25 protein-coding genes are annotated in these 26,117 nt (G+C 35.4%); 13 read left to right on the plus strand and 12 right to left on the minus strand.

The annotated features are described in order from the left end of the window. The first annotated feature begins 462 nt into the window (after positions 1 to 462). Positions 463 to 1,263: a sensor histidine kinase gene (locus AC07XN_RS12475; RefSeq protein ID WP_494743326.1), complete on the plus strand. Its 801-nt coding sequence runs from the start codon at positions 463 to 465 to the stop codon at positions 1,261 to 1,263. 887 nt (positions 1,264 to 2,150) lie between these two features. Here the strand turns inward: AC07XN_RS12475 and AC07XN_RS12480 are convergent. Continuing rightward, a complete protein-coding gene (locus tag AC07XN_RS12480) occupies positions 2,151 to 3,800 on the minus strand; it encodes an OmpA family protein (protein ID WP_494743327.1) in 1,650 nt (549 codons plus the stop codon). Between the two features lie 58 nt (positions 3,801 to 3,858). After that, positions 3,859 to 4,440: an LOG family protein gene (locus AC07XN_RS12485; protein ID WP_494743328.1), complete on the minus strand. Its 582-nt coding sequence runs from the start codon at positions 4,438 to 4,440 to the stop codon at positions 3,859 to 3,861. 543 nt (positions 4,441 to 4,983) lie between these two features. Between AC07XN_RS12485 and AC07XN_RS12490 the strand changes: the two genes are divergently transcribed. Beyond that, on the plus strand, positions 4,984 to 6,075 hold the full coding sequence (locus AC07XN_RS12490; protein WP_494743329.1) for an acyltransferase family protein: 1,092 nt from the start codon (positions 4,984 to 4,986) through the stop codon (positions 6,073 to 6,075). Positions 6,076 to 6,094: 19 nt separating this feature from the next. Here the strand turns inward: AC07XN_RS12490 and AC07XN_RS12495 are convergent, their stop codons facing one another. Continuing rightward, entirely contained in the window at positions 6,095 to 7,000 is a 906-nt protein-coding gene (locus tag AC07XN_RS12495; protein ID WP_494743330.1) for a TIGR01777 family oxidoreductase, read from the minus strand. A 199-nt stretch (positions 7,001 to 7,199) separates the two neighbouring features. Here AC07XN_RS12495 and AC07XN_RS12500 point away from each other — a divergent pair, with 199 nt between their 5' ends. Together AC07XN_RS12500 and recO are read left to right on the plus strand one after the other, a co-directional pair. Then, positions 7,200 to 8,012 (plus strand): lysophospholipid acyltransferase family protein, encoded by an 813-nt coding sequence (locus AC07XN_RS12500; RefSeq protein ID WP_494743331.1) that lies wholly within the window; start codon positions 7,200 to 7,202, stop codon positions 8,010 to 8,012. Positions 8,013 to 8,016: 4 nt separating this feature from the next. Beyond that, positions 8,017 to 8,718, plus strand: coding sequence for a DNA repair protein RecO (gene recO / locus AC07XN_RS12505; RefSeq protein WP_494743332.1), 702 nt, complete (start codon positions 8,017 to 8,019; stop codon positions 8,716 to 8,718). A 7-nt stretch (positions 8,719 to 8,725) separates the two neighbouring features. Here recO and lptB read toward each other — a convergent pair whose 3' ends face one another. From lptB to AC07XN_RS12520, 3 genes are all read right to left on the minus strand, one after another. Then, entirely contained in the window at positions 8,726 to 9,457 is a 732-nt protein-coding gene (gene lptB, locus AC07XN_RS12510; RefSeq protein ID WP_309923616.1) for an LPS export ABC transporter ATP-binding protein, read from the minus strand. 90 nt (positions 9,458 to 9,547) lie between these two features. Next, positions 9,548 to 11,272, minus strand: a complete 1,725-nt coding sequence (recJ, locus tag AC07XN_RS12515; protein ID WP_494743333.1) for a single-stranded-DNA-specific exonuclease RecJ — start codon at positions 11,270 to 11,272, stop codon at positions 9,548 to 9,550. An 88-nt stretch (positions 11,273 to 11,360) separates the two neighbouring features. Continuing rightward, the gene (locus tag AC07XN_RS12520; protein ID WP_409014244.1) at positions 11,361 to 11,951 is read right to left on the minus strand and encodes a NifU family protein; all 591 of its coding nucleotides are present in this window, start codon (positions 11,949 to 11,951) and stop codon (positions 11,361 to 11,363) included. A gap of 438 nt (positions 11,952 to 12,389) precedes the next feature. On the opposite strand from AC07XN_RS12520, the gene mutL reads away from it, so the two are divergent. The 4 genes from mutL (at position 12,390) to AC07XN_RS12540 (ending at position 17,445) form a co-directional block, all read left to right on the plus strand. After that, a complete protein-coding gene (mutL, locus tag AC07XN_RS12525) occupies positions 12,390 to 14,279 on the plus strand; it encodes a DNA mismatch repair endonuclease MutL (RefSeq protein WP_309923619.1) in 1,890 nt (629 codons plus the stop codon). Between the two features lie 37 nt (positions 14,280 to 14,316). Next, positions 14,317 to 15,327, plus strand: coding sequence for a M28 family peptidase (locus AC07XN_RS12530; RefSeq protein ID WP_494743334.1), 1,011 nt, complete (start codon positions 14,317 to 14,319; stop codon positions 15,325 to 15,327). A gap of 287 nt (positions 15,328 to 15,614) precedes the next feature. After that, positions 15,615 to 16,712: a glycine cleavage system aminomethyltransferase GcvT gene (gene gcvT / locus AC07XN_RS12535; protein ID WP_494743335.1), complete on the plus strand. Its 1,098-nt coding sequence runs from the start codon at positions 15,615 to 15,617 to the stop codon at positions 16,710 to 16,712. Positions 16,713 to 16,740: 28 nt separating this feature from the next. Further along, positions 16,741 to 17,445: a 2-phosphosulfolactate phosphatase gene (locus tag AC07XN_RS12540; RefSeq protein WP_494743336.1), complete on the plus strand. Its 705-nt coding sequence runs from the start codon at positions 16,741 to 16,743 to the stop codon at positions 17,443 to 17,445. Positions 17,446 to 17,525: 80 nt separating this feature from the next. Here AC07XN_RS12540 and AC07XN_RS12545 read toward each other — a convergent pair whose 3' ends face one another. Next, on the minus strand, positions 17,526 to 18,221 hold the full coding sequence (locus AC07XN_RS12545) for a DsbA family oxidoreductase (RefSeq protein WP_494743337.1): 696 nt from the start codon (positions 18,219 to 18,221) through the stop codon (positions 17,526 to 17,528). A gap of 244 nt (positions 18,222 to 18,465) precedes the next feature. Between AC07XN_RS12545 and AC07XN_RS12550 the strand changes: the two genes are divergently transcribed. Beyond that, a complete protein-coding gene (locus AC07XN_RS12550) occupies positions 18,466 to 19,050 on the plus strand; it encodes a DUF4136 domain-containing protein (RefSeq protein WP_309923628.1) in 585 nt (194 codons plus the stop codon). A 20-nt stretch (positions 19,051 to 19,070) separates the two neighbouring features. On the opposite strand, the gene AC07XN_RS12555 is transcribed toward AC07XN_RS12550, so the two are convergent. From AC07XN_RS12555 to AC07XN_RS12565, 3 genes are all read right to left on the minus strand, one after another. Further along, complete coding sequence (locus AC07XN_RS12555; protein ID WP_494743338.1) at positions 19,071 to 19,580, minus strand: cupin domain-containing protein; 510 nt, start codon at positions 19,578 to 19,580, stop codon at positions 19,071 to 19,073. Then, entirely contained in the window at positions 19,567 to 20,034 is a 468-nt protein-coding gene (locus AC07XN_RS12560) for an RES family NAD+ phosphorylase (RefSeq protein ID WP_494743339.1), read from the minus strand. Before AC07XN_RS12560 ends, AC07XN_RS12555 begins: the two co-directional genes overlap by 14 nt. Before the next feature lie 154 nt (positions 20,035 to 20,188). Next, complete coding sequence (locus tag AC07XN_RS12565) at positions 20,189 to 20,638, minus strand: Xre family toxin-antitoxin system antitoxin (protein ID WP_309923634.1); 450 nt, start codon at positions 20,636 to 20,638, stop codon at positions 20,189 to 20,191. A 234-nt stretch (positions 20,639 to 20,872) separates the two neighbouring features. Between AC07XN_RS12565 and AC07XN_RS12570 the strand changes: the two genes are divergently transcribed. Genes AC07XN_RS12570 through AC07XN_RS12580 form a run of 3 tightly spaced genes read left to right on the plus strand, consistent with a single transcriptional unit; the run spans position 20,873 to position 23,415 of the window. Next, on the plus strand, positions 20,873 to 21,436 hold the full coding sequence (locus AC07XN_RS12570; protein WP_309923636.1) for an RNA polymerase sigma factor: 564 nt from the start codon (positions 20,873 to 20,875) through the stop codon (positions 21,434 to 21,436). A 48-nt stretch (positions 21,437 to 21,484) separates the two neighbouring features. Beyond that, positions 21,485 to 22,060 (plus strand): hypothetical protein, encoded by a 576-nt coding sequence (locus AC07XN_RS12575; protein WP_309923639.1) that lies wholly within the window; start codon positions 21,485 to 21,487, stop codon positions 22,058 to 22,060. A 26-nt stretch (positions 22,061 to 22,086) separates the two neighbouring features. Next, entirely contained in the window at positions 22,087 to 23,415 is a 1,329-nt protein-coding gene (locus tag AC07XN_RS12580; protein ID WP_494743340.1) for a hypothetical protein, read from the plus strand. A 30-nt stretch (positions 23,416 to 23,445) separates the two neighbouring features. Here the strand turns inward: AC07XN_RS12580 and recF are convergent, their stop codons facing one another. Beyond that, entirely contained in the window at positions 23,446 to 24,531 is a 1,086-nt protein-coding gene (gene recF / locus AC07XN_RS12585; RefSeq protein WP_494743341.1) for a DNA replication/repair protein RecF, read from the minus strand. A gap of 257 nt (positions 24,532 to 24,788) precedes the next feature. Between recF and pdhA the strand changes: the two genes are divergently transcribed. Then, positions 24,789 to 25,796: a pyruvate dehydrogenase (acetyl-transferring) E1 component subunit alpha gene (gene pdhA / locus AC07XN_RS12590; RefSeq protein ID WP_309923645.1), complete on the plus strand. Its 1,008-nt coding sequence runs from the start codon at positions 24,789 to 24,791 to the stop codon at positions 25,794 to 25,796. A gap of 52 nt (positions 25,797 to 25,848) precedes the next feature. Here the strand turns inward: pdhA and AC07XN_RS12595 are convergent, their stop codons facing one another. Beyond that, positions 25,849 to 25,998 (minus strand): hypothetical protein, encoded by a 150-nt coding sequence (locus tag AC07XN_RS12595; protein ID WP_309923646.1) that lies wholly within the window; start codon positions 25,996 to 25,998, stop codon positions 25,849 to 25,851. Positions 25,999 to 26,117 lie beyond the last annotated feature (119 nt).

A 26,117-nucleotide genomic window follows, 5' to 3' on the forward strand; every position in this document is an offset into this window, starting at 1 on the left:
CTATTATGGAAATAATATTCCTTTATATAACTTTCAGATGATTTTTGAGATAAGCTTTTTTTACTACACTTTCTACAAGGCTATCTCAAAATCATCTGTAAAGCAAATTATTTTATATTTCAGTATTGTCTTCCTGCTATTTGCCATAGGTAATTTAATATTTTACCAAACTTTGTATGACTTCAATTCATATACTTATACGTTAGGCAGTATTTTCTTGTCGTTTTTGTGTTTATATTTTTTATTTGAAATAGTAATTCTCAGCACAAATATTATCAACCCATTTCAAAATTTCTTATTTTGGGTATCAATAGGAATCTTATTTTGCTATTTGGGTAATTTACCGTACTTAAGTTCTTTGAATGTACTTTTTCAGAACCATGATTCTATAGCAACTAGTCTTTCAATTATCAGTAAAGTAGTGAATACTTTATTGTTTGTCCTTATGATTATTGGTGTTTTATGTCAAAAGAAGAAGTAGATATAAGTGAAACGATTATCATTGTTTCTGGAGTGATTGGAGTGTTGATTGCTTTCATTTTTTTCTTATTTATTCTGTTTTATTTAAGACGGAAAAGAGAAAAAAGAAAACAATCATTACTCAAACAGAGGTATGAAAAAGAAATGCTTAAATCACAGATTGAAGTTCAAAATGATACCTTGCAGTACATAGGAAAAGAACTGCATGATAATATAGGGCAGTTATTATCTGTCGCTAGAATAAACATAAATGTAGTAGAAGATGCTATAAAGGACGAAGAAAACCTAATATTCATAAAGCAAGCCAACGAACTAATAGAACAAACAATCAAAGAAATCAGATTGCTATCTAAAAGCCTAGATAGCGATTTTGTCAATTTATTTGGTTTGCAAGAAATGATTTCACATGAATTACAAAGGATTCAGAAAACAAAGAAATTTGAAACAGAAATGATTGTTTATGGCGAAACATATTCGCTTGGATATGACAGAGAAATAATTCTTTTTAGAATAGTTCAAGAAATCTTGAATAATGCCCTGAAGCATTCAGGTGCAAAAAAAATAAAAGTATCTATCAACTATTTACCTGAGAGTTTTAGCATGAAAGTGGAAGACAATGGGAAAGGGTTTGATTATGAACAAACAATCAAAAAAAACATTAATCAATCTGGCTCTGGTTTAAGGAATATCACCAGCAGATCAGACCTTATTGGCTTCAAATGTGACATATCTTCTAAAAATTTAGAGGGCACTTATTATTTACTGACTACCAATCAACTTTAGCTGCTTAATAATTGCATTTAAACCTCCTCAATATTTGTTATTTATCAATTAGTATTAAGCACAAAAGACAATCTTAATTTCCCCAAGAAGGCTTTTTCACAAAAAGGAAAACATGAAATGGTGTTTATGTCAAAATGCGTAAATGTTGACCAAATTTGTAGTTTTTTGAAAATGAAAAAGGTGTATAGTAAGCTGTTTATTACAAACCTTTTATAGCCTTAACACACATCTTTTGTATTGATATTAACAAAAAATGAATATCAAACTTTAGTTAATACTTTTTTAGCCCATTAGCATCTTTACTCCTTTAGGGAATTTCTAAGCATATAGGAATAAAAATAAATTAGTTTAAAATCAATAAAGATATATTGAGTAATTTATTGTGAGGAGATTTACGAAGAATAAAAAAGTAGATTTCAAGGAAATATGTATAAAATCAAATGTTTTAAAAATTAAAAACCTTGACCAAAATAATGGTTTTTGAAACAATAGAAAATAAAAAAATCGCCAGCAAATTAAATTGCTAGCGATTTTCTATGGGTACAGATTAATCTCTTTTACTATTCTTCTTCTCTTGCTTAGCCGCTCTTTTTTCCTTTAGCGTTTTAGTCGGCTCTTTTTTTACTTCCTTTATGGCCCCTTTATCCTTTGACATAGTTTTATGTGTTTTAGTTAAATAAAATTAGTTTAAAATCAATAATAATCTTGTGTGTAATACTTTTTGTTTTTATAAACAGATAAAAAGAATCAGCGAATAAAATCAGCGGCAATCAGGTGGATTTTTTTTTACCCACAGATTTTTGGAGATAAATATCGCAGATAGAAAAGAATCTATCAATAAAATTTTATAGCCTAATGCTTACAGCCTATCGCCTAAAGCTATAAAATTAATTCTTCAAAATTTCAAATTCTACCCTTCTGTTAATAGCTTGGTTTTCAGGGGTATCATTCGCTACTTTTGGTCTGTTTTTACCATACCCTTTGGCCGAAATTCTTTCAGCAGGTACGCCCTGAGTCAATAAATAATTACGTACCACATCGGCACGTTCTTGTGAAAGTCTATTGTTTACCTCATCCGAACCTACATTGTCAGTATGTCCACTTACTTCTGAAATTAACTTAGTATTCGTTTTAAAGAAATTGGCTATTCTATTCAACTCTGGATACGATTCTGGTTTTAAACTAGCCTTACCAAATTCAAAGAAAATATTATTCATTTCAACTTTAGTACCAGCTTCAATAGGCTTTACAGTCATATCTTTGCCTTCTACTTCAAGGTATTTTCCCGTAATTTTACTTAAATCAATGTTCTGGGAAGTGCCAATATAGCCATCAATTTTAGTACTGATACCATAATTTTTTCCATAAGGTAATACTACTTTGTAAATACCCGTTATAGGGTCAGGCGTAGCAATACCTAATTCTTTGCCTGTGCTTAAATCTTCATAAATGATTTGCGCATTTTGTGGAATTTTACCTGTTTTACCATCAATTACTTTTCCAGAAACCAAAACAACGGCATCTGATTTGGTAGGAGCTGGCTGAACAGGTCTTCTATCTTGCGATTTCCTCGTTGGATTTCCCCCAATTGGTGTACTTTCACTCGGTTTAGGTTCTATAGGCTTATTGACCTCTAATTTTAGTCTGAAAATATCTTTTTTACCTAACGAATTATTCCCCGAAACAAAATATGCATAATCGCCAGCAGCCGAAATCGTGTAATAAGCATCGTATTGTTCCGTATTAATAGGCTCACCAATATTGATAGCTTCTGTCCAATGAATCCAACTATCATCCTTTCTTTGGGCTACCCAAATATCATTACTGCCCTTTCCTCCTGCTCTATTGCTCGAAAAATAAAGCGTTTTACCATCAGGAGCTAAAAAAGGCGTAGTCTCAGTGAAATTAGTATTGATTTCATCTCCTAAATTCATTACCTCCGACCACGTACCATCGTTTTCTAGAAAAGAAGCATAAATATCATCTTCATCAGAGTTTTTCTTTTCCGAAAAAGCCATCAATAGCACCTTTCCATCATTTGAAAGAAAGCCGTATTCATTTTTACCTTTACTGAGGCGTTCATATTTAGGAATAATTACCTTTTTAGGAATTTCCCAACCATTGGCAGATTTCTTGGCAATAGAAAAGCCCCGTGTTTCATATTGTCCATTCACATAAGCCCCCTTTAATAAAATAGTTTGTCCGTCGGGAGAGATACTCAGAATAGAATTATATTGATCACGGTTTAAGCTTTCAGGCATCCTTCTAGCAGTTGACCATGCCCCCATTACATTTTCAGAAAACCAGATGTCTTGTGAACCCGCAATTTGGTCTGTACCTGCTACACCATATTTATTTTGTGGATGATTTTTTCTGCCGAAATACAAAATCCTTCCATCTGGAGCAATCACAGGATTTAATTCAGAGTATTCAGAATTAACAGCACTCCCCAAACTTTCAGGCTTGTTTTGAGCCTTAGATTCGGGCATACATGGCAAAACAATAAGGGAAAAAATAAGAAATGTAATATTTTTCATAGCTTGTGTGGCGCAATCTTCATTTACTTTTGAACGAAAAATAGCCTAAAACATTGTTTTAGGCACGTTCTATCCGTTTGCCAATGATTTCGCCTTCGGTAGCATCATTACGCATTTTTTCTAATAAAGATTCAATATTATCGTCGATAATCAAGAAGTTAAGATTAACGGCTCTTACAAAACCTTCAGAAACCATCTTGTTTATCATCATAATCAAATCGTCATAAAAGCCATTAGTATTAAGCAACCCTACTGGCATACGATGAAGCCCAATTTGTCGCCAAGTAAGAATTTCAAATAATTCATCCAGTGTTCCCCAACCTCCAGGTAAAGCGACAACGCCATCTGCTTTTTCAGCCATTAATTGTTTACGAACATGCATTGATTCTACCACGATACACTCTGTTAAACCTGTATGTTGTACTTCCCAAGCTTCCATAAAAGAAGGAATGATTCCGATAACCTCTCCGCCATTGTCAAGTACAGCATCAGCCACAGTACCCATTAAGCCAGCTTTGCCTCCTCCATAAACTAATCGTAAATCTTGCTTAGCTAGTGTTTCTCCTACCTCTTGTGCAGTTTTATTATAAATTTCATTGTTGCCATACGAAGAACCACAATAAATTAAAATGTTTTTCATGTGAATTATGTAGCTAAAAAACTAAAAGCTCCTAGCAATTGAATAAGTTAAAATGTAAATCTCAGATTTGTTCAAAGATAAAAAAACTGTGAGAATAACCGCAATTATATAACCATTAAAAAACGCTCATGAAGATTCAGAATATGGAAATAAATAGATGTGCTAGATTATTATAAAATAAAATAGCTTTCAGAAAACTAAAACCATAGCAAAATTGTAGAATTTGATTACTTTTGATGCATAAAAATCTGTAGACTACTAGGAAAACAAAAGTATCAATTGAACCGCCCAAATTCATTGATAAAAGAGGAAATGACGTGTCAGTTCCTTTATTAAAATTTACTTTACAATATTAAGCAACCGCCTTTTTCATTAAAATCCCTTTATCGAAATATTGCTTTTATTAAAAAAAGAATAGACCGAAGGCTATGCCATTGTTGGCAATAGTTTGAGATTTCTATGACAAATAATATTTGATGGGAAAGTACCTATCAATAATACACCCAAACTTTGATAAATAACGGCCCTTTTAATTATCTAAAGATGAAAAACAGAGAATCAAACATTGAGCTATTGCGGATAGTGTTAATGATTATGATTATTACTCACCATATTATTGTTCATGGTTTTGGCCTTGAAAATATGGTGAATGATTTCTTTCACCATGATAAAAACAAACTCTATTTTGGACTATTCATCAATAGTTTTGTCATTGTTGGCGTAAATACATTCGTATTTATATCCGGATATTATGGAGTGAAATTTAAATTAAAAGTACTTGTATCTATTTTGTTTCAGGCACTTTTCTATTCATTGTTCATTTCTCTTTTATTTGCAGTTTTTAATCATTCGATGTTTGATTGGGAAGACTTAGTTAGGTCTATTTTTCCGATTTCTGGTAATGTTTGGTGGTATTTAGGCGTATATTTAGCCCTCTACTTTATTTCTCCATTTCTCAACAAAGGTGTTGATGGCATCGAAAATAAACAACTTATGTTTTTATTATTGGGGTTATTATACCTAGACTGTTTCGCGGGTTTTATATTCAAAACAGTGTCTGGAGATGGATTTACAATTTTTCATTTTATTACAATTTACATCCTTGCCAGATTTCTAAGAAAAATAAACATTATCATCAAAAAACCCATTCGCTTCTTTCTAGTCTCGGCACTTGTACTTTTTTGTGGTACACTATTTTTTGTCGATATTCATAAGTTTGCTTTTGTTTGGCGCCTATTCTCCTATAACAATCCATTATTGATATTTGCAGCGATAATGCTTTTCTTTACTTTTAAAAATATTAAAGTCCAAAGCAATTTTATCAACCTGATTTCAAGCGCAGTTTTTGGAATTTACCTGATACACGAACACCCCCTGATTAGAAAAGAAATAGCTCATTTCATTAGTCAGGTCAGAGGCAAAGAATCTCTTTCACTTTTGATGCTGCATATCGTTTGTACTATCGCTACTATTTTTACGATAGGTTCACTCATAGAATTGTCAAGAAAAGCTATTTTTACCAAAATAGAAGATAAGTTCAGTTTAACGTGGCAAAAAAACAGCGTGATTGTGGATGTAAAAAAGCAATGTTATTCATTTATCAATCGCTTAAAAATAACTAAACCTACTACTTGACGAAAACCCTGTTATACTATTACAACAAATCTTTTAAAGCCTTTTTTACATCGATAAACTTGTATTGAAAATTGGTTTCAGAGGATACTCTTTGATTGAGGACATAGTTGCCGCCTAATACCACATCAGCTAATTCGCCAAAAACTATTTTCAAAGCCCATGCAGGAACATTTGGCATAAAAAATGGCTTTTTCAGTATCTCAGCAGAGGTTTTAGTTAATTCAAAATTAGTAACAGGATTAGGAGCAACGGCATTGTAAGCACCATTCATAGTATCATCTAGAAGAGATTTTATATAAAGCTCGCATAAATCATCAATATGAATCCAAGATTGATACTGTTTGCCAGTTCCCAAAGCTGCCCCAATGCCAAAACGGATAGGCCCCAGAATTTTTGCTAAAACCCCTCCTTCTGTACTCAATACAATCCCTGTTCTAAGTTTTACCGTTTTGATACCTAATTTTGATACATTATCAGCCATCGCTTCCCATAAGATGCAACATTCAGCTACAAAATCCTCACCCACAGGAGTTTCTTCTGTAATGTGTTTCGTACCAGTATCAGCACCATAAAAACCAATGCCCGAGGAGGAAGTGAAAGCTTTGATTTTATGTGGAATGTTTTTTAAATGAGTAATAATCAATCTTAAAGACTCCGTTCTGCTATCAATGATTTCCTTTTTTCGTGCATCAGTCCATCTACTATCTGCTATGCCCGCACCTGCTAAGTGAATTAGATAATCGGCTTCTAACAAAGCCTTTGTGTCTAATATGCCTTTATCAATATCCCAATGATATATTTTTATCTTGCCTGTTTCATCTGTAGGTTTTCGGCTAAGGTGAGAAACCGTGAAACCTTTAGACAATAATATTTGGCTAAGACGTGTGCCAACTAAACCCGAGCCACCAGTGATGAGTACATTCATAATTGTATCAAGATTTGAGAAAATAGGAAAAAAGCCTTTGTTAAACATAACATGAAAAGCTTCAATAGGTTATCAAGAAGAACAATTTTTTAAACAATATACCAAAAATTATCTATCTTCGATTTTACAAGTATTGATTATTTGAATGAATATATCGAATTTAACGCTTAGGAAAAGACTTATTGATAAACCATAAACAATGAATGAACATATAAAAAAACTACTTCCGATGATTGATGTCTTCGGTTTTTTTGAACGAGATCCCTTTGGCAATTCGATGTTTTTAAAACGCATTATTATGATTGTGTTGGGGTGGGTAACTTACTCTCGTATCAGAGGCATCAATAAAACCAACATTAGCGGAACAGAATATTTGGAGGGACTTCCAACAGAAGGTGTGCTTTTTTTATCGAATCATCAAACCTATTTTATGGATGTAATTTGCCTCTATCATATTTTCTTTAGTGTAAAATGGGGGTTCAGAAATTCAGTCAATTTTCCTATTTATTTATTAGCACCACGGTCGAAGGTATTTTATGTAGCAGCTTCTGAAACGATGAAAGATGGTGGCTTGATACCAAGGGTTTTTTCGCAGGCAGGTGCTATTTTGGTAAATCGTTCTTGGAGAGAAAAAGGCAAGGATGTTAAAAAAGAAGTAGATACTTCGGCAGAAGATAAAGTAGGCAAAGGTTTATCGTATGGTTGGGTGGTAAGTTTTCCACAAGGAACGACTACCCCTTATGCTCCACTAAGGAAAGGGACGGCGCATTTAATAAAAACACATAATCCAATAGTTGTGCCTGTTGTAATTAATGGCTTCCGTAGAGCGTTTGATAAAAAAGGGTTACGGTTTAAAAAAAGCAATACTACGCTATCTGTTACCTTTAAAGAGCCTATACGTTTTGATGCAGAAATGCCTGTAGAAGAAATGATGGATATTTTAAGAGATAAAATAGAACAGAAAATCCCAGTGGATAAATTAGTTTGGCGTAGAGAAGAACCCCAAGCATAAAAGTATGTTGAATAAAACACGAGGCATCGTAATAAATTATATTCGTTACCGAGAGACTTCTGTAATCGTGAATATTTTTACAGAAGAATTTGGGATACAAACGTATATTGAAAATGGTGTTAGAAGTGCCAAATCCAAAAATAAAATAGCACTTTTTCAACCCCTCACATTATTAGATTTGGTGATTTATCAGAAAGGAAAAAATACAGCAGCCAATAAACAAATTCATCGTATTGCAGAGATTAAATGTAATACGCCTTTTCATACCTTACCTTACGATATTTATAAATCATCAATAGCGCTTTTTATTACCGAAATTCTTGGAAAATCATTAAAAGAGGAAACAGGGAATCATTTTTTGTTTGAATTTCTCCATAATTCTATCCTTTGGCTAGATGAAGTAGAAGAACATTTTGAGAACTTCCATTTACAATTTTTATTGCAATTAGGTACATATTTGGGTTTTTCACCTGAGAATGCGCATGAAATATCCAATGAATTAAGGATTCATAATTTGCCTGTCCTTAATCAAACACTCGAAAATCAATTAGATGTTTTATTGAATACTCCCTATCACCAATCTCCTAAAATCGACCGCCATTCACGCAATCAATTATTAGAATCCATTATCTTATTTTACAGACTTCATGTGGATACTTTGGGAGAAATAAAGTCTTTAACGGTTTTGAAGGAAGTGATGAGGTAAGACATTTTTAAATCTTCCGCTTCAATTCAAAATGTTTACCTAAGTACAAACGTCTTACTTGTTCATCATCAGCAAGCTCTTGTGGAGTACCTGCTTTTAATATTTTTCCTTCAAAAAGTAAATACGCACGGTCGGTGATAGAGAGGGTTTCATCAACGTTGTGGTCGGTAATCAAAATACCGATATTTCTGTACTTCAACTTCGCTACAATCCCTTGAATTTCCTCTACCGCAATAGGGTCAACCCCAGCGAATGGTTCATCCAACAAAATGAATTTCGGGTCAACTGCCAAAGCACGAGCAATTTCTGTACGACGACGCTCGCCACCTGAAAGTACTTGCCCCAAATTTTTACGAACGTGTGTCAACGAAAACTCTTCCAAAAGCTGTTCTGTTTTTTCACGTTGCTCATGTTTAGAAAGCTTAGTCATTTCTAGTACGGCCAAAATGTTTTCTTCCACCGAAAGCGTTCTGAAAACAGAAGCCTCTTGTGCCAAATAGCCAATACCTAGCCTAGCACGTTTGTACATGGGTAGATTGGTTACTTCTAAATCGTCCAGAAACACTTTACCTGAATTTGGCTTTACCAAGCCCGTAGCCATGTAAAAAGAGGTAGTTTTGCCTGCACCATTAGGGCCTAGCAGTCCCACGATTTCACCTTGTGCTACTTGGTAACTAACATTATCATTTACGACACGCTGTCCGTACTTTTTAACTAAATTTTCTGTTCTTAAAATCATGATTTGAATCAGAAGGATAATCCTCCTATTAATTTTAATATTTTAGGCTAGCACATAAACACTCTAATCTCTATTTACCAATCACTAAATCTAAATCTTAATATCTTTCAACATCAACTGAAAAGACTTTCTGCCTTGCCATTCGTTGATTTCTATGGTATAACAAATCGAAAACGGCTTGCCTTCGTGTAAATGATTAAAATAATCCTCCACCATTCCGAATCCTACGCAAGTATAAGCAGGTGAGCCTTCTTGAAAAACATTTATTTTCAAATGCTTTTCTTTCATTTTAATCGGCTGTCCATGCAAGTAAACATTTTCTGAAACAAAAACTGGTGTCATATTTTGTGGACCAAAGGGCGACATCTGACACATGATTCTGTGAAATTTATCTGAAATTTCTATCAAAGGCAATTTCAAATCAATATCAATCATAGGCGAAAGTTGTTCTGGTAATATTTTTCGATTGACAACTTCTTCAAATTTACGCCTAAAATTTTCTATCTCAGAGATTTCCAACGTTAAACCTGCCGCAAAAGTATGTCCTCCAAATTGGATTAAATGCTCTGCACATTCTTCGATAGCATCATACACATCAAAGCCTGGTACAGAACGAGCCGAACCCGCAGCATGACCATGAGACTCTGTAAGAATGATAGTGGGACGATGATATTTTTCAATACATCTGCTCGCTACAATACCGATAACGCCTTTATGCCAATCATTTTTGAATAATACGGTACTTTTAGCACTCTTCAATCCAGCATTGTCTTCAATAATAGCCAACGCTTCGGCGGTAATATCGGTATCAAAACCTTTTCTATCTGTATTATGTTTGGCGATGATATTGGCAAAATTGGTGGCTTCTTCTTCGTTGTCGGTCAATAATAAATTTACGGCATCATAAGCGTGCTTTATTCTTCCTGCAGCATTAATTCTTGGCCCTAGTCCAAAAACCACTTTGGTAATATCCATTTTTCCTGCCAGACTTGCCGATTGCATCAGTGCCTTTAATCCCGTTCTTGGATTTGAATTCAATTGTTGCAAACCATAATAAGCCATAATCCTATTTTCGCCTGTAATAGGTACAATATCACAAGCAATAGAAGTAACCACAAGGTCTAGATAAGGTAATAACAATGTTTCTGAAATACCGTGCGTTTTACAATAAGCCTGTAATAATTTAAAACCGACGCCACATCCTGTTAATTCTTTGTAAGGATATAAACAATCAGCTCTTTTGGGGTCCAGAATCGCTACTGCTGGTGGTAAATCATTATCATCTGGACGGTGATGGTCGCAAATGATAAAATCAACGCCATGCTCTTTGGCCCAAGTTATTTTCTCTTTTGATTTAATACCACAGTCTAAACTAATAATCAGCCCAAAACCTTCGTTAGCAGCTTTTTCAACACCTGCCTGCGAAACCCCGTAGCCTTCAGCATAGCGGTCGGGGATATAAAATTCTAAAGGACAGTCAGACGCATTTTGATAAACGTGGTTTTTCAAGAAACCGTAAAAAGTAGCCACCGATGTAGTGCCGTCTACATCGTAGTCACCATAAATCATTATTTTTTCGCCAGATTCAATCGCTTTTGTCAACCGTTCAATGGCAACGTCCATATCCTTCATCAAAAATGGGTCGTGCAGATTAGAAAGGTCTGGTCGGAAAAATGCCTTAGCTTCATCAAAGGTATTAATTCCTCGCTGAGCCAAGAGCGTAGCAATTTCTGTTGAAACATTGATTGCCTCAGCTACTTGTTTGATTTTATCAGTGGGTGGAATGGGTTTATAAATCCAACGTTTTTCTGTCATGACGCAAAAATACAAAGACCTGCAAGGTTTCGGAAGCCTTGCAGGTCTAATCTATGTAATTTAAGAAAAATTAAGCTTAAAGAACGTTTTATACGCCTTCTGCTACTACTTCTTTTACTTCTGGAACCATACGAGTTAATAAATTTTCAATACCTTGTTTCAAAGTCATCGTTGATGATGGACAGCCAGAGCATGAGCCTTGCAATAATACTTTAACAGTTCCTTCATTGAAAGAGTGAAAATTGATAGCACCGCCATCAGACTCTACCGCTGGACGAACATATTGGTCTAACACAGCTTTGATTTTAACTACCGTTTCAGAATCTTCCTCTCCTCCTATCACATCATTTGCAGCAATTGTCGACTTTGTGAAAACTTCTTTTTTCTCTTCAAAGAACCCTTTCAAAAATTGTTTCAAGCCGAATAATTCATCTTCCCATTTTGTCTCTTCATCTTTCGTAACTGTGATGAAATTAGATGAAATGAATACTCGTTTTACAAAATCAAAGCCAAATAAAGCTACAGCCAAGGGCGACTCTTTGCCTTCTGCTACTGCATCTGATGGCGTTGCGAAATCGAACGATAAGCCTTCAGGAGCTACAATAAAGTTTAAAACAAACTTCATTGAATTTGGGTTTGGGGTTGATTCTGTATAGATTAATATCTGTTGTTTTAACATGAGTTCTATTTAATTTGTATCTTGATTGGGGTCTAATATCAATACGATTGGTTAATCATAACACTAACAAGCTATTAGTGAACAGTTAAAATGTAAAATTAGTTTTAAGAAATGTATAAATGTTAGAACAGCCTAAAAAAAATAACATTTTATGAGACTATTGCTTGAAAAATTGCTAAATACTTACTGAAATATACTTATTTTCTTCTACGTTGGTTATTGGCAAGTGTCTGTTAATGAGTTACTTTATCTGATTATACCCTAAAAAGCTCTCTTGCCGAACATGATACTTTATGCCCTGATAATAAGCCAATTAGCTACTTATCCACACCAAAAGTAGATTTTTTGTTGGCATTCCCTGCATTTATCACGAACTTAGAGGGACAATTAGGGTAATCACCGTTGTTAAAAGAATAACCTAAAATACGTTTACAGAAAATGTTAGATATCATCCAACTGCTTCCTGATTCGATAGCGAATCAGATTGCCGCCGGCGAAGTCGTACAACGACCAGCTTCTGTGGTGAAAGAGCTTTTGGAAAACTCCATAGATGCCCAATCCACCAGCATTCAATTAATCGTTAGAGAAGCAGGAAAAACCTTAGTGCAAGTGATTGATAATGGCTTAGGTATGTCAGAAACCGATGCCAGAATGTGTTTTGAGCGACATGCTACTTCCAAAATTCGTTCCTCAGAAGACCTTTTCAAAATCAGAACAATGGGATTTCGTGGCGAAGCCATGGCATCTATTGCCGCTGTAGCACAAGTTGAAATGCGTACCCGTAGAGCAACAGATGAACTAGGCGTTTTGATAAAAATAGATGCCTCAGATTTAAAAGCTCAAGAGGCAGTTTCTACTTCAGAAGGGACGAGTATTCAAGTTAAAAACTTGTTTTTTAATGTACCTGCCCGCAGAAACTTCTTGAAGTCAAATCCTGTAGAGATGCGTCATATCATCGACGAATTTCAACGAATAGCTTTAGCCAATCCTGAAATTTCTTTTACATTACATCACAACGATACTGAAGTATATAATTTACCAGCAGGAAAACTAAGCCGAAGAATTGTAGATTTATTCGGGAAGGGCTATCGTGAACAATTGGCTTCTTGCGAAGAGGAAACCTCTTTCGTAAGTGTCAGAGGGTATGTTGGTAAGCCAGAGTATGCCAAAAAAACACGTGGAGAGCAGTTCTTTTTTGCAAATAACCGTTTTATTAAAAATAGCTATCTGAATCATGCTGTGATGAGTTCCTTTGAAGGCTTGATTCCCGAAGGTTCGCATCCATTTTATGTACTTTTCATTGAAATAGATCCGATTCATATTGATATAAACGTTCATCCGACTAAAACCGAAATTAAGTTTGATGATGAACGTACAGTATATGCTATCGTACAAGCTGCTGTTCGAAAATCGATGAGCCAGCATAATTTAATGCCCTCTTTAGACTTTGAAACAGACGTAAACTTTACCAATAATATTTTCCAGTTCACTGGCTCGCCTTTTGAAAAGACGAAGGAGGTTTCGACAGTAAATGGGTTTAGCAGACCCGAAGCACCCTTTAGAGAGCGAACAAATCTGACAAATTGGAATAAATTATACGAAGGCTTGAACCGTCAGCTAGATGATTTTGAGAAAAAAGAACCATCGATAGAACAAACCCAAGCAGACTTTGGCATTCCTAGCGAGGCTACGTCCTTTTTATTGAAAAGTAAAGCAAACGATATTGGAAGTGACCGCCCTCAACGAGCGTCGCAAGATTCAGAGGCTACTACCTTCCAAATCCATAATCGCTATATTATTTCTCAGGTAAAATCTGGGATGTTGTTAATAGACCAACGTGCTGCCTATGAAAGAATTTTGTATGAAAAATTCTCTCAACATTTACGCAAAAATGGCGGTGCATCACAGCAATTGTTGTTTCCGACAAAAGTAAAATTGACCACAGCAGATTTCCATTTGTTGTTGGAGATTCAAGATGAAATCAGAAACTTAGGTTTTGTCTTGAGCGTAGTAGAACACGATTCTTTTATGGTAAACGGCATTCCTGCCGACTCGCCCGAAGAAAACGAGCAGGAAATGATAGAAGGTATTTTAGAGCAATTCAAACAAAATGAATCTGAACTACACCTTGATAAAGCAGAAAACTTGGCTAGAGCAATGGCAAAACGCTCGGCTGGTCGCTTTGGGAATCATTCCTTGACGATTTTAGAGATGAATACCTTAGTAGAACAACTTTTTGCTTCTTCAAATCCAAGCTATACGCCAAGTGGCGAATTAACGATGAAGATTGTTTCTTTATCAGAAATGGCAAGTTTATTCTTGCGTTAATCATCAATTTTAAAAAGACTTATTACAGAAATTAATAATGAAAACGAATCGAATAGCATTACTCCTATTGGCAATTTTTGTTTTTTCAGGGGTTGCAGTTTATTTTAAATCTTGTCAAGAAAAAAGTACTTCAGAAAGCATTCCTCAGGAAGAAATAACCCTTAATCCTGCTCCCGATTTTAATGCAGACTCTGCTTACGCTTTTGTTGAAAAGCAAGTAGCATTTGGTCCAAGAGTAAACAACACCAAAGCCCACGACGAATGTGCCGCTTGGTTGGTTGCCAAATTAAAACAATTTGGTTGTGAAGTAACTATTCAAAATTTTGTAGCAACTACTTTCGATGGTAAAAAACTAAACTCTCAGAACATTATCGGGTCGATTAATCCAACAGCCACAAAAAGAGTTTTACTGACTGCTCACTGGGATGCTCGTTCTATAGCTGATAAAGACTCTATCAATAAAAATAAAGCCATAGACGGCGCCAACGACGGAGGAAGTGGCGTAGGCGTGTTGTTAGAATTAGCCAGAAATATTCAGCAAGCTAAAACCAAACCTAATGTGGGGATTGATATTATCTTTTTTGATACTGAAGATGTAGGCGAACCAGAGGATTATAAAGGCGAACATGGACAGAACTCATGGTGTTTGGGCTCACAATATTGGGCAAGTCATAAACACAAAGACAATTATACGGCTTACTACGGAATCAATTTGGATATGGTAGGTGCTAAAGGAGCTGTTTTCCCACATGAGGGTACTTCTATGCAATATGCACCCATGATTGTACGCAACGTATGGGACATCGCAAGTAGATTAGGCTATTCTACATTATTTATCGATGCAGATGGCGGAGGATTGGTTGACGACCATGTGCCGGTAAACGATGTAGCAAAAATTCAAATGATTGATATCATAGAGTTACGCCCGAACGACCCTAAAACATTTGGAGCTTATCACCATACTCATCAAGACAATATGTCGGTTATTGATAAAAATACTTTAAAGGCAGTTGGTCAAACGGTTTTGACTGTTTTGTATCAGGAGTAGCTGTAGGCTTTAAGCGATGAGCAGTGAGCTTTGAGCTTTGTGCAATAATATGTCTCGTGTTTGCTCAAAGCTCATTGCTCAAAGCTTATAGCTTACAATTCAGCTTTGAGTAATAAGATGTGTTGTGTTTGATTAAAGCTCACAGCTCATTGCTCAAAGCTTACAGCTTTTTCACACATTATTTAAACCTCTCAGGATACTTTGTTACTTTTGTGAAAAATATAACAAAAGATATTCTTACTATCCATATAATTTTGGATTCATTTAGCAATTTCAATCAACATCCAATGGAACAAACAGAAGTTTTAAAATATGTTCATCTTAATGATGTTCATGTAGCGCTTGGTGCAAAAATGGTACCTTTTGCGGGGTATTCGATGCCAGTTTTATATTCAAATCTTATTCAAGAACACATTGGAGTACGTACTTCGGTAGGTGTTTTTGATGTATCGCACATGGGCGAGTTTGTTGTAAAAGGTGAGCGAGCAACCGAGTTTTTACAATATGTTACTTCTAATGATGTTTCGGTATTGATTGATGGAAAAGTGCAGTATTCATGTTTGCCAAACGATAAAGGAGGAATTGTAGATGACCTTTTGGTATATCGTTGGAACGAAAACGAATATTATTTAGTAGTAAATGCTTCAAACATCGAAAAAGATTGGAATTGGCTACAACAGAACAATACATTCGGTGTAGAAATGGAAAATATTTCAGACCGATTGAGTCTCTTTGCTGTTCAAGGACCTAAAGCCATTGATACATTGAAAAAATTGACAGATTTAGATTTGGAGTCGATGGAATATTATTCTTTTAAAGCGGGAACAGTAGCTGGTATTGACGACGTATTGATTTCTTCAACAGGTTATACGGGTGCAGGTGGTTTTGAAGTATACGTTTGGAACAAAGATGCGGAGGCTATGTGGAAAGCTATTTTTGAAGCAGGAGCTGAATTTAATATCATGCCTGTGGGCTTAGGTGCAAGAGATACCTTGCGTACAGAAATGGGTTACTGTTTATACGGAAACGATATTGATGATAGTACTTCTCCGATTGAGGCAGGCCTAGGATGGATCACTAAATTCAATAAAGAGTTTATCAATTCTGAATTCCATAAAAAGATTAAAGAGAACGGCCCAACACGTAAATTAGTAGGCTTTGAAATGATAGATAGAGGGATTCCTCGCCAACATTACGAAATCATGGATGCCGCTGGTAATATTATTGGTGAAGTAACTTCAGGAACACAGTCGCCAACCTTAAGCAAAGGTATTGGCATGGGCTATATTACTAAGGAATATACCAAAGTAGGTGCTGATATATATATCAATATCCGTAATAAATATTTAAAGGCAGTAGTGACCAAAATGCCTTTCTTAAAGTAATTAGTCTGTATTAGATTCTTTTGAAATTATGCAAAAAATTGACGTTTGTATCAGTCCCGAGTTATTACATTTATATAATATCGAAAATTCAATAGTTGTTGTAGTAGATATTTTTAGAGCGACTTCGTGCATGACAACTGCTTTTGCCAATGGTGTAGAAGCAATTATTCCAGTATCGAGTATTGATGAATGTGTTAGTTATCAACAAAAAGGATACTTAGCCGCTGCTGAACGTGATGGAAAAACGCCTGAAGGGTTTGATTTTGATAACTCACCTTTCAGCTACATGACTGAAAAAGTAAATGGTGCAACCATCTGTGTTACTACTACTAACGGTACGTTGGCTATCACAAAATCTAAGTCGGCTGTAAAAGTAATGGTTGGGTCTTTCTTGAATTTAGGGGCATTAGCCAATTATTTAAAAGACCAACAATACGATATTTTGGTATTATGTGCAGGATGGAAAGGGAAACCAAACTTGGAAGATACACTTTTTGCAGGAGCTTTAGTAGAACGTTTACAAGAAGAATTTATGGTAGAAGATGATTCTGCGTTGATGGCGTTACGTCAATATGAATTATCAAAAAATGATTTATTATCATTCGTTGCGTCGTCTTCTCACGTAAAAAGACTACAGCGTTTGGGTATTCAAAAAGATATTGCTTATTGTTTACAACATGACTTATACGATGTTTTACCCGTTATGCGTGGCAATACATTAGTAAAAATGTAGCACGAGTTTTCAACTCGTGACCAATGAATATTAATTTGATGGAGGTAATTTAAATACCTCCATCAAATTAATATCTTACCCTAACAATTCTCACCATCTATATCACAAACATCTCCCGAAATCGCCGCTACTTGTTTTTCTTGAGCTAGTTTTTCAAAGATTTCTTTAAAAACCTCTGACGGTTGTGCACCCGAAACAGCATATTTTTTATCAAAAATAAAGAAAGGGACACCCGATATACCTTGTTGGCGGAAATAGTGCATTTCTTCTTTTACTTCATCAGATGCTTCGTCTGAATTAAGAATACCCAACGTTTTTTCAGCAGACCAACCGAATGGAGCCATCACTGCTACTACAGCACTTTGCTCGGTTAAATCTACTCTATCCACAAAATATGCCTTCATCAAAGCTTCTTTTACTTCAGCTTGAATCCCTTCATGCAAAGAAACCGTAAGTATTCTATGAAAAGCAAAAGTATTGATAGCCTTTGGAAGATTTTCGAAGTCAAAATCTAAATCAACTGATGAGGCCGCCTGTTCAACCTGATGAAATTTTTGTGCATAATTAGGGCCAAAACGGTTTTCCATGTGTGTACTAAAAGGTATTCCTTCCGTAGGCACACTAGGATCTAGTTGAAAAGGATGGTAGATAACTTGCAGATTACAAGAACTTTGTGTATCTTCAATAGCTTTTTCTAACCTTCGCTTACCGATATAACACCAAGGACATACGATGTCCGAAACAACATCTACACGAATTATTGGTTTTGTATTCATTTTTTAAAAATTATAATTCCTTACTTATCAAACAAAGACCTATAACATTTGATTTAATCTTTTAAATCAAAACTTTTATAACTGCTGATTAAATCACCACTAGAGAGACTATTCTTAAATTTTTACGTACTTATTATTAGAACGGCTTTTTGCCTTTGAAAATTCATTTTTGTTTTTAGATTCCATAAAATCAACTAAAAATCAAATAGTTATAAGTTTCAAGTTTTAAATTAATGTTTACGTTATGAAAAAAATCTATCTTTTCGCAGTAGTCGCACTCCTTGCTTTAGTGTCTTGTAATCGTAACAGTTTTCAAATTGGTTCTGCTTGTCATAGAGAAATCGAAGATGAGGTATTCAAGCCAAACTATCAGTCATTCACAACGGTTGAAAAACAGTTTACCATGATTGATACAACCTATAAATTCCAAGCAGTGATTGATGAAATAGGCAATCAGATGAAGCTAAGGGGTTATGCTGACTCTAAAGAGCAACCCAATTTGATTGTATTCTATGCACTATTTCCAAGTGATGTAAACCTTTCGGTACTCCAACGTTCTTTTAGAGGACTAGGTAAGGAAAGTATGAATGAGGAACTTAGAAGAGTAAAACTCAGAAAGGGTACGCTCCTCTTACAGTTTGTCGAAAACGACAGTAATCGTCCTATCTGGATGGGCTATGCGGCAGGTATAGCAGCGCCAGAAACACATGCTATTGATGAAAAGGCATTGAGAATAGCTACTCGTCAGATTTTCGATAATTACAGAATATTTGCCAAAGATTATATTGCAGGTAAACCTGTCACAACACAGGTAATGGCTTTAAAATAATGATAAAAGAACATAAAGGTTTAATAAGTAAGCATTGTTATGATGTCCTCGTGTTGAGGAAATAATTGTAACAATGCTTTTCTATCTTTCATTTCAAAATCTGCAAAGTCAAAACCCGGAGCAACCGTACATCCTACTAAGCAATAAGTATTTTCTTCAACGGGCTTTGAGCCAAACCATTTTCCAGCAGGAACCACTGCTTGAAATACTTCGCCCTTATCAGGATTATTCCCTAATCGAATTATTTCCAAAATACCGTTATCATCCAACACATAAATATTCAACGCACAACCTGTATAAAAATGCCACATTTCGTCAGACGCAATTCGATGAAGCGCTGATATATGATGACTCTCTAACAAAAAATAAATACCCGTCGAAAAACTTCTATCTCCCTTAAATCGTGTTGGAAGAGCCGTTTGAGGAATATTTTCACTCGCCCGATAGGTTTCTGCAAAGTATCCACCTTCTGGATGAGCATTCATTTGATAGTTTTCAATCCAATATTGGGCGTTTTTAGTCGATGACATCCTTGAAAAATCTTTCGTCAAAAGTGAATGGTTCTATGTGTTTAATCTTAATATCAAAAAAATTTGGGTGCAAAGGATTGATAAGGTAATTATATTCTTGTGCAACAATCGCAGAGGGTACCCCCAAAGCAATAGACTGCTCAGAATGAAACCATTCATCTGTATAAGAAGCTAATATGCCTGCTTCAAATATTCTAGCCCAATCGTTGGGTAAACTTGTTGCATCCAACAACGCAATTTCGTTATCTGGCACTTCTAAGGTGATGATAGCGTACTCGTCTTGTGGGTAATATTCACCTAAATGTACTAATACTTCTAATAAAGCGAGAGACCTGTGTGAAGCAGTATAAAGCACCGATGTGCCTCTTCTATTCCAGCGCTGTCCTTTTAAACTTGCTCCGAAACCCGATAAATCGCGGGCTCTTATAAGTTTACTAATTCTAAAAACTTCCATGTTAAATGTGTTAGGGCGTAGTTAAGTAACAGTTTTTAGTTGTGAGTGATGAGTTGTGAGCTATCCACCGATGTGGATTAAAATATGTTGAATACACCACTTTATTTCACACATTAACGTCGTTTATTTTACATAGACTACTTAAACATGGTGTTTATGAAAACAAACCATGTTCAATATATATTAATTCTCTTTCAATGATTTCGTAGCCTAATGAAGTATCTAATAATTCAGTAGGACGTTTTCCTCCTAAAGCAGGCACATGAGAGTGCATCCAGCCATTAAACCTTTCAAGACTTCCAAAAGTTTCTTGACCGAGCTCGTACAATTTTGCCAAGCGTATCAATTTCGCAGAGGCATCTTTGTCCAAGCGTTGGTCTTCTCTGTAGCGTTGAATAGTTCTTTCTGAAATATTTAAGATGTCGGCCATCTCTTTATTTGAAAAAGAAATTTGTTTAGCCAAACTGTCTAACGCTTGTTTAGGTAAACCCTCTTTCGCAATTTCAATCAGGTCGAAATCATGTCTAATTTCACGATTGATGATTGTTTGCCCGCCTAGCAATACAATCAAAGTTGATATAGGTAAAATATTTTGTTTTTTCATGAATGCCATTGTTGCAAATATGTCGTAAATATAACGACATTTGTCGTAAATAATACTATTGATGGCATATTATTTTTGAGTAAGAGCGTTAAACGATAAATTTTTTAAAATATTTTAAGAATTTTTAACAAAATGCAACATTCCTAAATTGTTCTGTGTCATTAGTTTGAATTTAAGTTATTGGTTGTCAATAGATGAAAACTGCTTAACTTGAAGGTTAGAAGTTTGAACACTATGAATCCTCAACCTTTAGCACTGGAACAAACACATTACATAGACAAACATTTGCCACTCGTGGAGGCTTGCCGTAGGGGTGATCGCAAGGCTCAGTACGAGATTTATAGGCTTTATGCAAAGGCTATGTTCAATGTTGCTGTCCGAATAGTAAATCATGTTGGCGAAGCAGAGGACGTCCTGCAAGATGCCTTTTTAGATGCTTTTCAGAAAATCCATGATTTTCGACAAACAAGTACTTTTGGCGCTTGGTTGAAACAGATTGTAATTAATCGGGCTTTAAACCATTTACGAAATAGAAAAGTCCAATTGATTGATATTGAAGAAGCAGTAGAAATTCCTGATACGGAAACGTACGACGAAGAAGGAATAGAACTTAATATTCAAAGAGTACAGAATGCCATTCAACAGTTGCCTGATGGTTTCAGAACAGTACTTTGTTTGTATTTATTAGAAGGCTATGACCACGAAGAAATCGCAGAGATTTTGGGCGTGGCAGAGTCAACTTCGCGAACACAATACATCAGAGCCAAAAAACGATTGTTGGAAATTTTAAAACAATAAAGACCTTTTCTTTTCCTTTGTATTAAGAGAGAGGAGGCTTACAGCGTTATGAAAAAGACAAAAATAGAAAGATTCATTCGTGATAACCGTGAAAACTTTGATCAGTTTGAAATCCCTGTAGGTTTATGGGATAAAATAGACAAAGGCTTGGGGAATTTAGATGCCTTTCCGGGAGAAACACCTTTTGTTGAAAAGAAAAAAATCATTGTTTTCAAACAAAAATATTGGGCATTGGCAGCAGGCCTTGCCATATTAATAGGTTGTTATTTTATACATGACCTTGGTTTCAAATCAGAAAATACAGATAAGATTATTGCTACAGTAAGCCCCGAATACGGCGATAAAATGGTTAAGTATGCAAGTTTGATTGAAACAAAGCGAGAGGAAATCAGGCAAATTGAGGCTCACGACCCAGTACTTTACAAAGAGTTTGCCACAGAAATTGAGAAGCTAAACAAAGACTATCAGAACCTGAAAGCAGAATTACCCCAGACGCCTAATCAGGAAGAGCTAGTTCAAGCGATGATTCAAAATTTACAAGTACAATTAGATATTTTAAACAGGCAATTATCCATTATTCAGAAAATTAAAGATTATCAGAATAATCCGATGAAAAGCATTTGAGGTAAACAGTTTAATCGAAGAATGTCATGAAAAAAGTATTAAATATAGTAGCATTGTGTGTTTTAATAATCAACAGCACCTTTGCACAACAAGTAAGCGTTTATGTACATGATTCTGTAGAAATAAAAGAATATCAGAGCCATGTAAGGGCAAGTATTGCCACAACTAGAAGCAATACGGCAAGAACATTAAATAGCGTTGCGGTAATAGGTAGAGCTAGCGAAATGCCACCTATGCCTCCTACACCACCAACACCAGGGGCAATCACTTATAATTCAGAGTATGGTCAGGCAACTATTCAGGAAACGGCAGCCGTAGAAAAGAAAAAAGTAATTAGTAAATCGTATCCTGTGGATGCTAAAAACTTTTTGAATATTAGCAACCAACACGGAGAAGTAAAAGTAGAGCTTTGGAATAAAAATGAAATCAAAGTAGATATAACTATCACAGGTTATGGTAATACAGAAGCACAAGCCCAAACATTTATTGATAACGTAGAAATCATTGAAAGAAAAGAAGGAGACAAAATAGCCTTTAAAACAATGATTGATACAGATGAGAGAACCAATGGTAACGGCAACTGGAGTTGGGCAAATAGCTTAACAAATACTTTTAACTGGAGCAGTAGCAACGGTAAAAAAGTAAATGAAAAACGAGGCGTAGAGATTAACTATATGATTTATATGCCAAAGTCTAATTCATTGACGGTTTCAAATAAATATGGCAAAACGATTATTCCTCAGTTTTCAGCTCCCTTGAAGATTACGTCTAATTATGGAAGCTTTGTTTCTGATAGATTGACAGGCGGAGAGAAAGATATTTTTGTGCAATATGGCTCAGGAAATATCAAACAAATGGATGATGGCGATTTGCACATTGCTTATTCAAAACTAAATATCGAAAAGGCAGACAACCTAAAATTGACTAACAATTATGGTTCGATGATTTTAGATGACATTAATAATCTGGATGGAACAATTCAGTATTCAAGTGGAAAAATTGGTAAAATTAACCAAACTGGAAAGTTATCAATCAGTTATTCAGATGGCGTTCAGTTAGCAGAATTATCGAAGACCTTGAAGACGTTAGACATTCGTTCAAATTATACAGCGGTAAAATTACCTGTAACGGGTGATTGCAATGCTGATTTTGAAGTAACGACTACGTATGCCAACTTTAGATACCCAGAAGGCAAATGTACGCTAACAGTAAATCCTGATGATAATAAAGAAGTTGACGACCGTACGATGGGATGGAAATCTACCAAGGTTTATAAAGGAAAGATTGGTAAAGGCTCAGCCACCAAGATTACCATCAAGACCAATTATGCAGGAGTGAAATTCACAGAAAAATAAATAAAAAGCCTAACGTAAATATTCAATGCGTTAGGCTTTTTTTACTTCAAAATACTTAATATCTACAACTAGCTTTTCCAATAATTCTCTTGTTCTTTCAGGACGAGCATCGGTAATAAATACTTGGTTAAATGTTCCATCAGTCATCATATTAATCAACTGTTGGATTCTTTTGTCGTCAAGCTTATCAAAAATATCATCTAAGAGTAAAATTGGTGCGAAGCCCTTCGCAATACTCAACATTTCAAATTGAGCCAGTTTAAGTGCAATCACAAAAGATTTTTGTTGTCCCTGAGAGCCAAATTTACGCAAGGTAAAGCCATTGATTTCAAAAATGAAATCATCCTTATGGCTTCCAAGTGTTGTTCTCTGTGCAGCCAAATCTCGGTGCCTATTTCTTCGAAATAAGGCAACAAAGTCATCATTGCCTACCTCCGACTCATAAATCATTTCTACGCTCTCTCTGGCATCAGATAATACCTCATAATGCTTTTTAAAAATAGGTAGGAAATTCTCCGTAAAAACGATACGAGCCTGATATATTTTGAGAGAGACTTCCACCAAAGGGTCTGTATAAATATCTAACAGTAAATCATCCACATAATGGCGTTCGGCAAACTGTTTGAGTAAAGAGTTCCGTTGTAATAACAGGCGATTGTATTGCAATAGATTTTCAAGGTACTCTGCATCCAATTGCGCCATCACTCCGTCGAAGAATTTTCTTCTTTCCTCACTCCCATCCCGAATTACATCCGTATCATTAGGAGACAGCAACACCACTGGGAATTTTCCGATATGTTCTGATAGCTTTTCGTATGCTTTTTTGTCATGCAAAACAGCCTTCTTTTGTCCCTTTTGTAAAGCAACAGTAATGAGTGTATTTTTTTCACTCTCGAAATTGCCCTCAATCATCATAAAATCAGCTTCATGATTGATACTAAGGGTATCTTGATTAGAGATAGAACTTTTAGTTAAAGCCAAAAAGTAAATAGCGTCTAATAAATTAGTTTTGCCAATACCATTTTCGCCAACAATACAATTTACCCGAGGCGAAAACTCGAAAGTATTGTAGTCGTAGCTTTTGAAATTGGTCAAACTAAGTTTTTGTAAATACATGAAAAGAAAATAAAAAGGGATTGAATTGGAAATTGTGGATAAAATTTGACAAAACATGTATTTAAGCATCAATGAATAATACAAAATACTTTGTGTGTTCTTTGTTTTGTACTAATTTCGTAGTGCAAATTAAAGACTGTTTGATGGGATTGCAAATCACAGGCAGTTTAGCATCGGATTTACCTCCGAATAAGCAGTGTCAAGGTGAAGCTTACACTTTCACTTATTCACAAATCACTCATTCATAATTGTAGAAAATGGCAAATAAAGCTGAAAACAAAGTAAAATACTCGAAGGAGACCTATATGTACTGGTACGAGTCAATGGTACTTCAACGCAAATTTGAAGAACGTGCTGGTCAGTTGTATGGACAACAAAAAATCAAAGGTTTTTGTCACCTTTACATCGGACAAGAAGCTTGTTCATCAGGAGCAAGATCTGCATTGAAAGACGGCGACAAGTATATCACAGCATATCGTGACCACGGTATTCCTTTAGCTTTAGGTTCAGACCCTAATACTATCATGGCTGAGTTGTTCGGAAAAGCTACTGGTATCTCTAAAGGAAAAGGTGGTTCGATGCACATTTTTGATAAATCAGTTGGCTTTGTGGGTGGACATGGTATTGTGGGTGCACAAATTCCATTAGGAGCAGGTTTGGCTTTTGCTGAAAAATATAACAAAACTGGAAACTTAGCAATTTGTTATTTCGGTGATGGTGCTGTTCGTCAAGGTGCTTTGCACGAAGCGTTTAATATGGCAATGACTTGGAAACTACCTGCCATTTTTGTGGTAGAAAACAATGGTTATGCCATGGGTACATCGGTTTCTCGTACTTCAAACGTTACAGACCTTTATACAATCGGCGAAGCGTATGATATGCCCTCTGAACCGGTAGATGCCATGAGCGTTGAGGCTGTTCATGAAGCGGTTTCTCGTGCGGCTGACCGTGCTAGAGCTGGAGAAGGACCAACTTTCTTAGAATTCAAAACATATCGTTATAGAGGGCACTCAATGTCTGACCCTCAGAAATACCGTACGAAAGAGGAGGTTGAGCAATACAAAATGCGTGACCCTATCGAGCAAGTAAAGAAAGCAATTTTAGATAATGGTCTTGCTACAGAAGAGGAACTAGCAGCGATTGATGCTGAAATCAAAGTAAGAGTAGAAGCTTCGGTTAAATTTGCAGAAGAATCTCCTTGGCCAGACCCAGCAGAGATTTTTACAGATGTTTACGTAGAAGAATATCCATTCCCTGTAGAATAAGGATAATAGAAGATACAAAAAAGCCGTTCCAACTTCGTTTGGGACGGCTTTTTTAGTTTATCCAGTCGAATGATACCTTATCGTGTTCTGGATGTGCAACCTCTGGTGCTTTTTTGTTGTTCGCATACTTTCTAGTGGCATTTTTCTTTGCCTGAAAGTCTCTCCAATCATACCGTTGGAAAATGGCTAAGCTGTGTCTCATATTATTGTTGTTTACATATTGAAAAAATTATAATACAAATGTAAAATATTGTAATAATAAATAATTAAACACTTGATTATATGATTATTAACAAAATATTTGATAAAATGAGTTCAGAG

This window comes from Arcicella sp. GW458-12-2-14-TSB2 (assembly GCF_059423785.1).

Excerpts from the sequence above, each read along its gene's own strand:
- gcvT (WP_494743335.1), top strand. The coding sequence starts at position 15,615 with ATGGAACAAACAGAAGTTTTAAAATATGTTCATCTTAATGATGTTCAT.
- AC07XN_RS12520 (WP_409014244.1), bottom strand. The coding sequence starts at position 11,951 with ATGTTAAAACAACAGATATTAATCTATACAGAATCAACCCCAAACCCA.
- AC07XN_RS12550 (WP_309923628.1), top strand. The coding sequence starts at position 18,466 with ATGAAAAAAATCTATCTTTTCGCAGTAGTCGCACTCCTTGCTTTAGTG.
- AC07XN_RS12490 (WP_494743329.1), top strand. The coding sequence starts at position 4,984 with ATGAAAAACAGAGAATCAAACATTGAGCTATTGCGGATAGTGTTAATG.
- AC07XN_RS12485 (WP_494743328.1), bottom strand. The coding sequence starts at position 4,440 with ATGAAAAACATTTTAATTTATTGTGGTTCTTCGTATGGCAACAATGAA.
- AC07XN_RS12575 (WP_309923639.1), top strand. The coding sequence starts at position 21,485 with ATGAAAAAGACAAAAATAGAAAGATTCATTCGTGATAACCGTGAAAAC.
- AC07XN_RS12495 (WP_494743330.1), bottom strand. The coding sequence starts at position 7,000 with ATGAATGTACTCATCACTGGTGGCTCGGGTTTAGTTGGCACACGTCTT.
- AC07XN_RS12560 (WP_494743339.1), bottom strand. The coding sequence starts at position 20,034 with ATGGAAGTTTTTAGAATTAGTAAACTTATAAGAGCCCGCGATTTATCG.
- mutL (WP_309923619.1), top strand. The coding sequence starts at position 12,390 with ATGTTAGATATCATCCAACTGCTTCCTGATTCGATAGCGAATCAGATT.
- AC07XN_RS12475 (WP_494743326.1), top strand. The coding sequence starts at position 463 with ATGTCAAAAGAAGAAGTAGATATAAGTGAAACGATTATCATTGTTTCT.
- AC07XN_RS12500 (WP_494743331.1), top strand. The coding sequence starts at position 7,200 with ATGAATGAACATATAAAAAAACTACTTCCGATGATTGATGTCTTCGGT.
- AC07XN_RS12530 (WP_494743334.1), top strand. The coding sequence starts at position 14,317 with ATGAAAACGAATCGAATAGCATTACTCCTATTGGCAATTTTTGTTTTT.
- pdhA (WP_309923645.1), top strand. The coding sequence starts at position 24,789 with ATGGCAAATAAAGCTGAAAACAAAGTAAAATACTCGAAGGAGACCTAT.
- AC07XN_RS12540 (WP_494743336.1), top strand. The coding sequence starts at position 16,741 with ATGCAAAAAATTGACGTTTGTATCAGTCCCGAGTTATTACATTTATAT.
- lptB (WP_309923616.1), bottom strand. The coding sequence starts at position 9,457 with ATGATTTTAAGAACAGAAAATTTAGTTAAAAAGTACGGACAGCGTGTC.
- AC07XN_RS12545 (WP_494743337.1), bottom strand. The coding sequence starts at position 18,221 with ATGAATACAAAACCAATAATTCGTGTAGATGTTGTTTCGGACATCGTA.
- AC07XN_RS12570 (WP_309923636.1), top strand. The coding sequence starts at position 20,873 with ATGAATCCTCAACCTTTAGCACTGGAACAAACACATTACATAGACAAA.
- recO (WP_494743332.1), top strand. The coding sequence starts at position 8,017 with ATGTTGAATAAAACACGAGGCATCGTAATAAATTATATTCGTTACCGA.
- recF (WP_494743341.1), bottom strand. The coding sequence starts at position 24,531 with ATGTATTTACAAAAACTTAGTTTGACCAATTTCAAAAGCTACGACTAC.
- AC07XN_RS12595 (WP_309923646.1), bottom strand. The coding sequence starts at position 25,998 with ATGAGACACAGCTTAGCCATTTTCCAACGGTATGATTGGAGAGACTTT.
- AC07XN_RS12480 (WP_494743327.1), bottom strand. The coding sequence starts at position 3,800 with ATGAAAAATATTACATTTCTTATTTTTTCCCTTATTGTTTTGCCATGT.
- recJ (WP_494743333.1), bottom strand. The coding sequence starts at position 11,272 with ATGACAGAAAAACGTTGGATTTATAAACCCATTCCACCCACTGATAAA.
- AC07XN_RS12555 (WP_494743338.1), bottom strand. The coding sequence starts at position 19,580 with ATGTCATCGACTAAAAACGCCCAATATTGGATTGAAAACTATCAAATG.
- AC07XN_RS12580 (WP_494743340.1), top strand. The coding sequence starts at position 22,087 with ATGAAAAAAGTATTAAATATAGTAGCATTGTGTGTTTTAATAATCAAC.
- AC07XN_RS12565 (WP_309923634.1), bottom strand. The coding sequence starts at position 20,638 with ATGAAAAAACAAAATATTTTACCTATATCAACTTTGATTGTATTGCTA.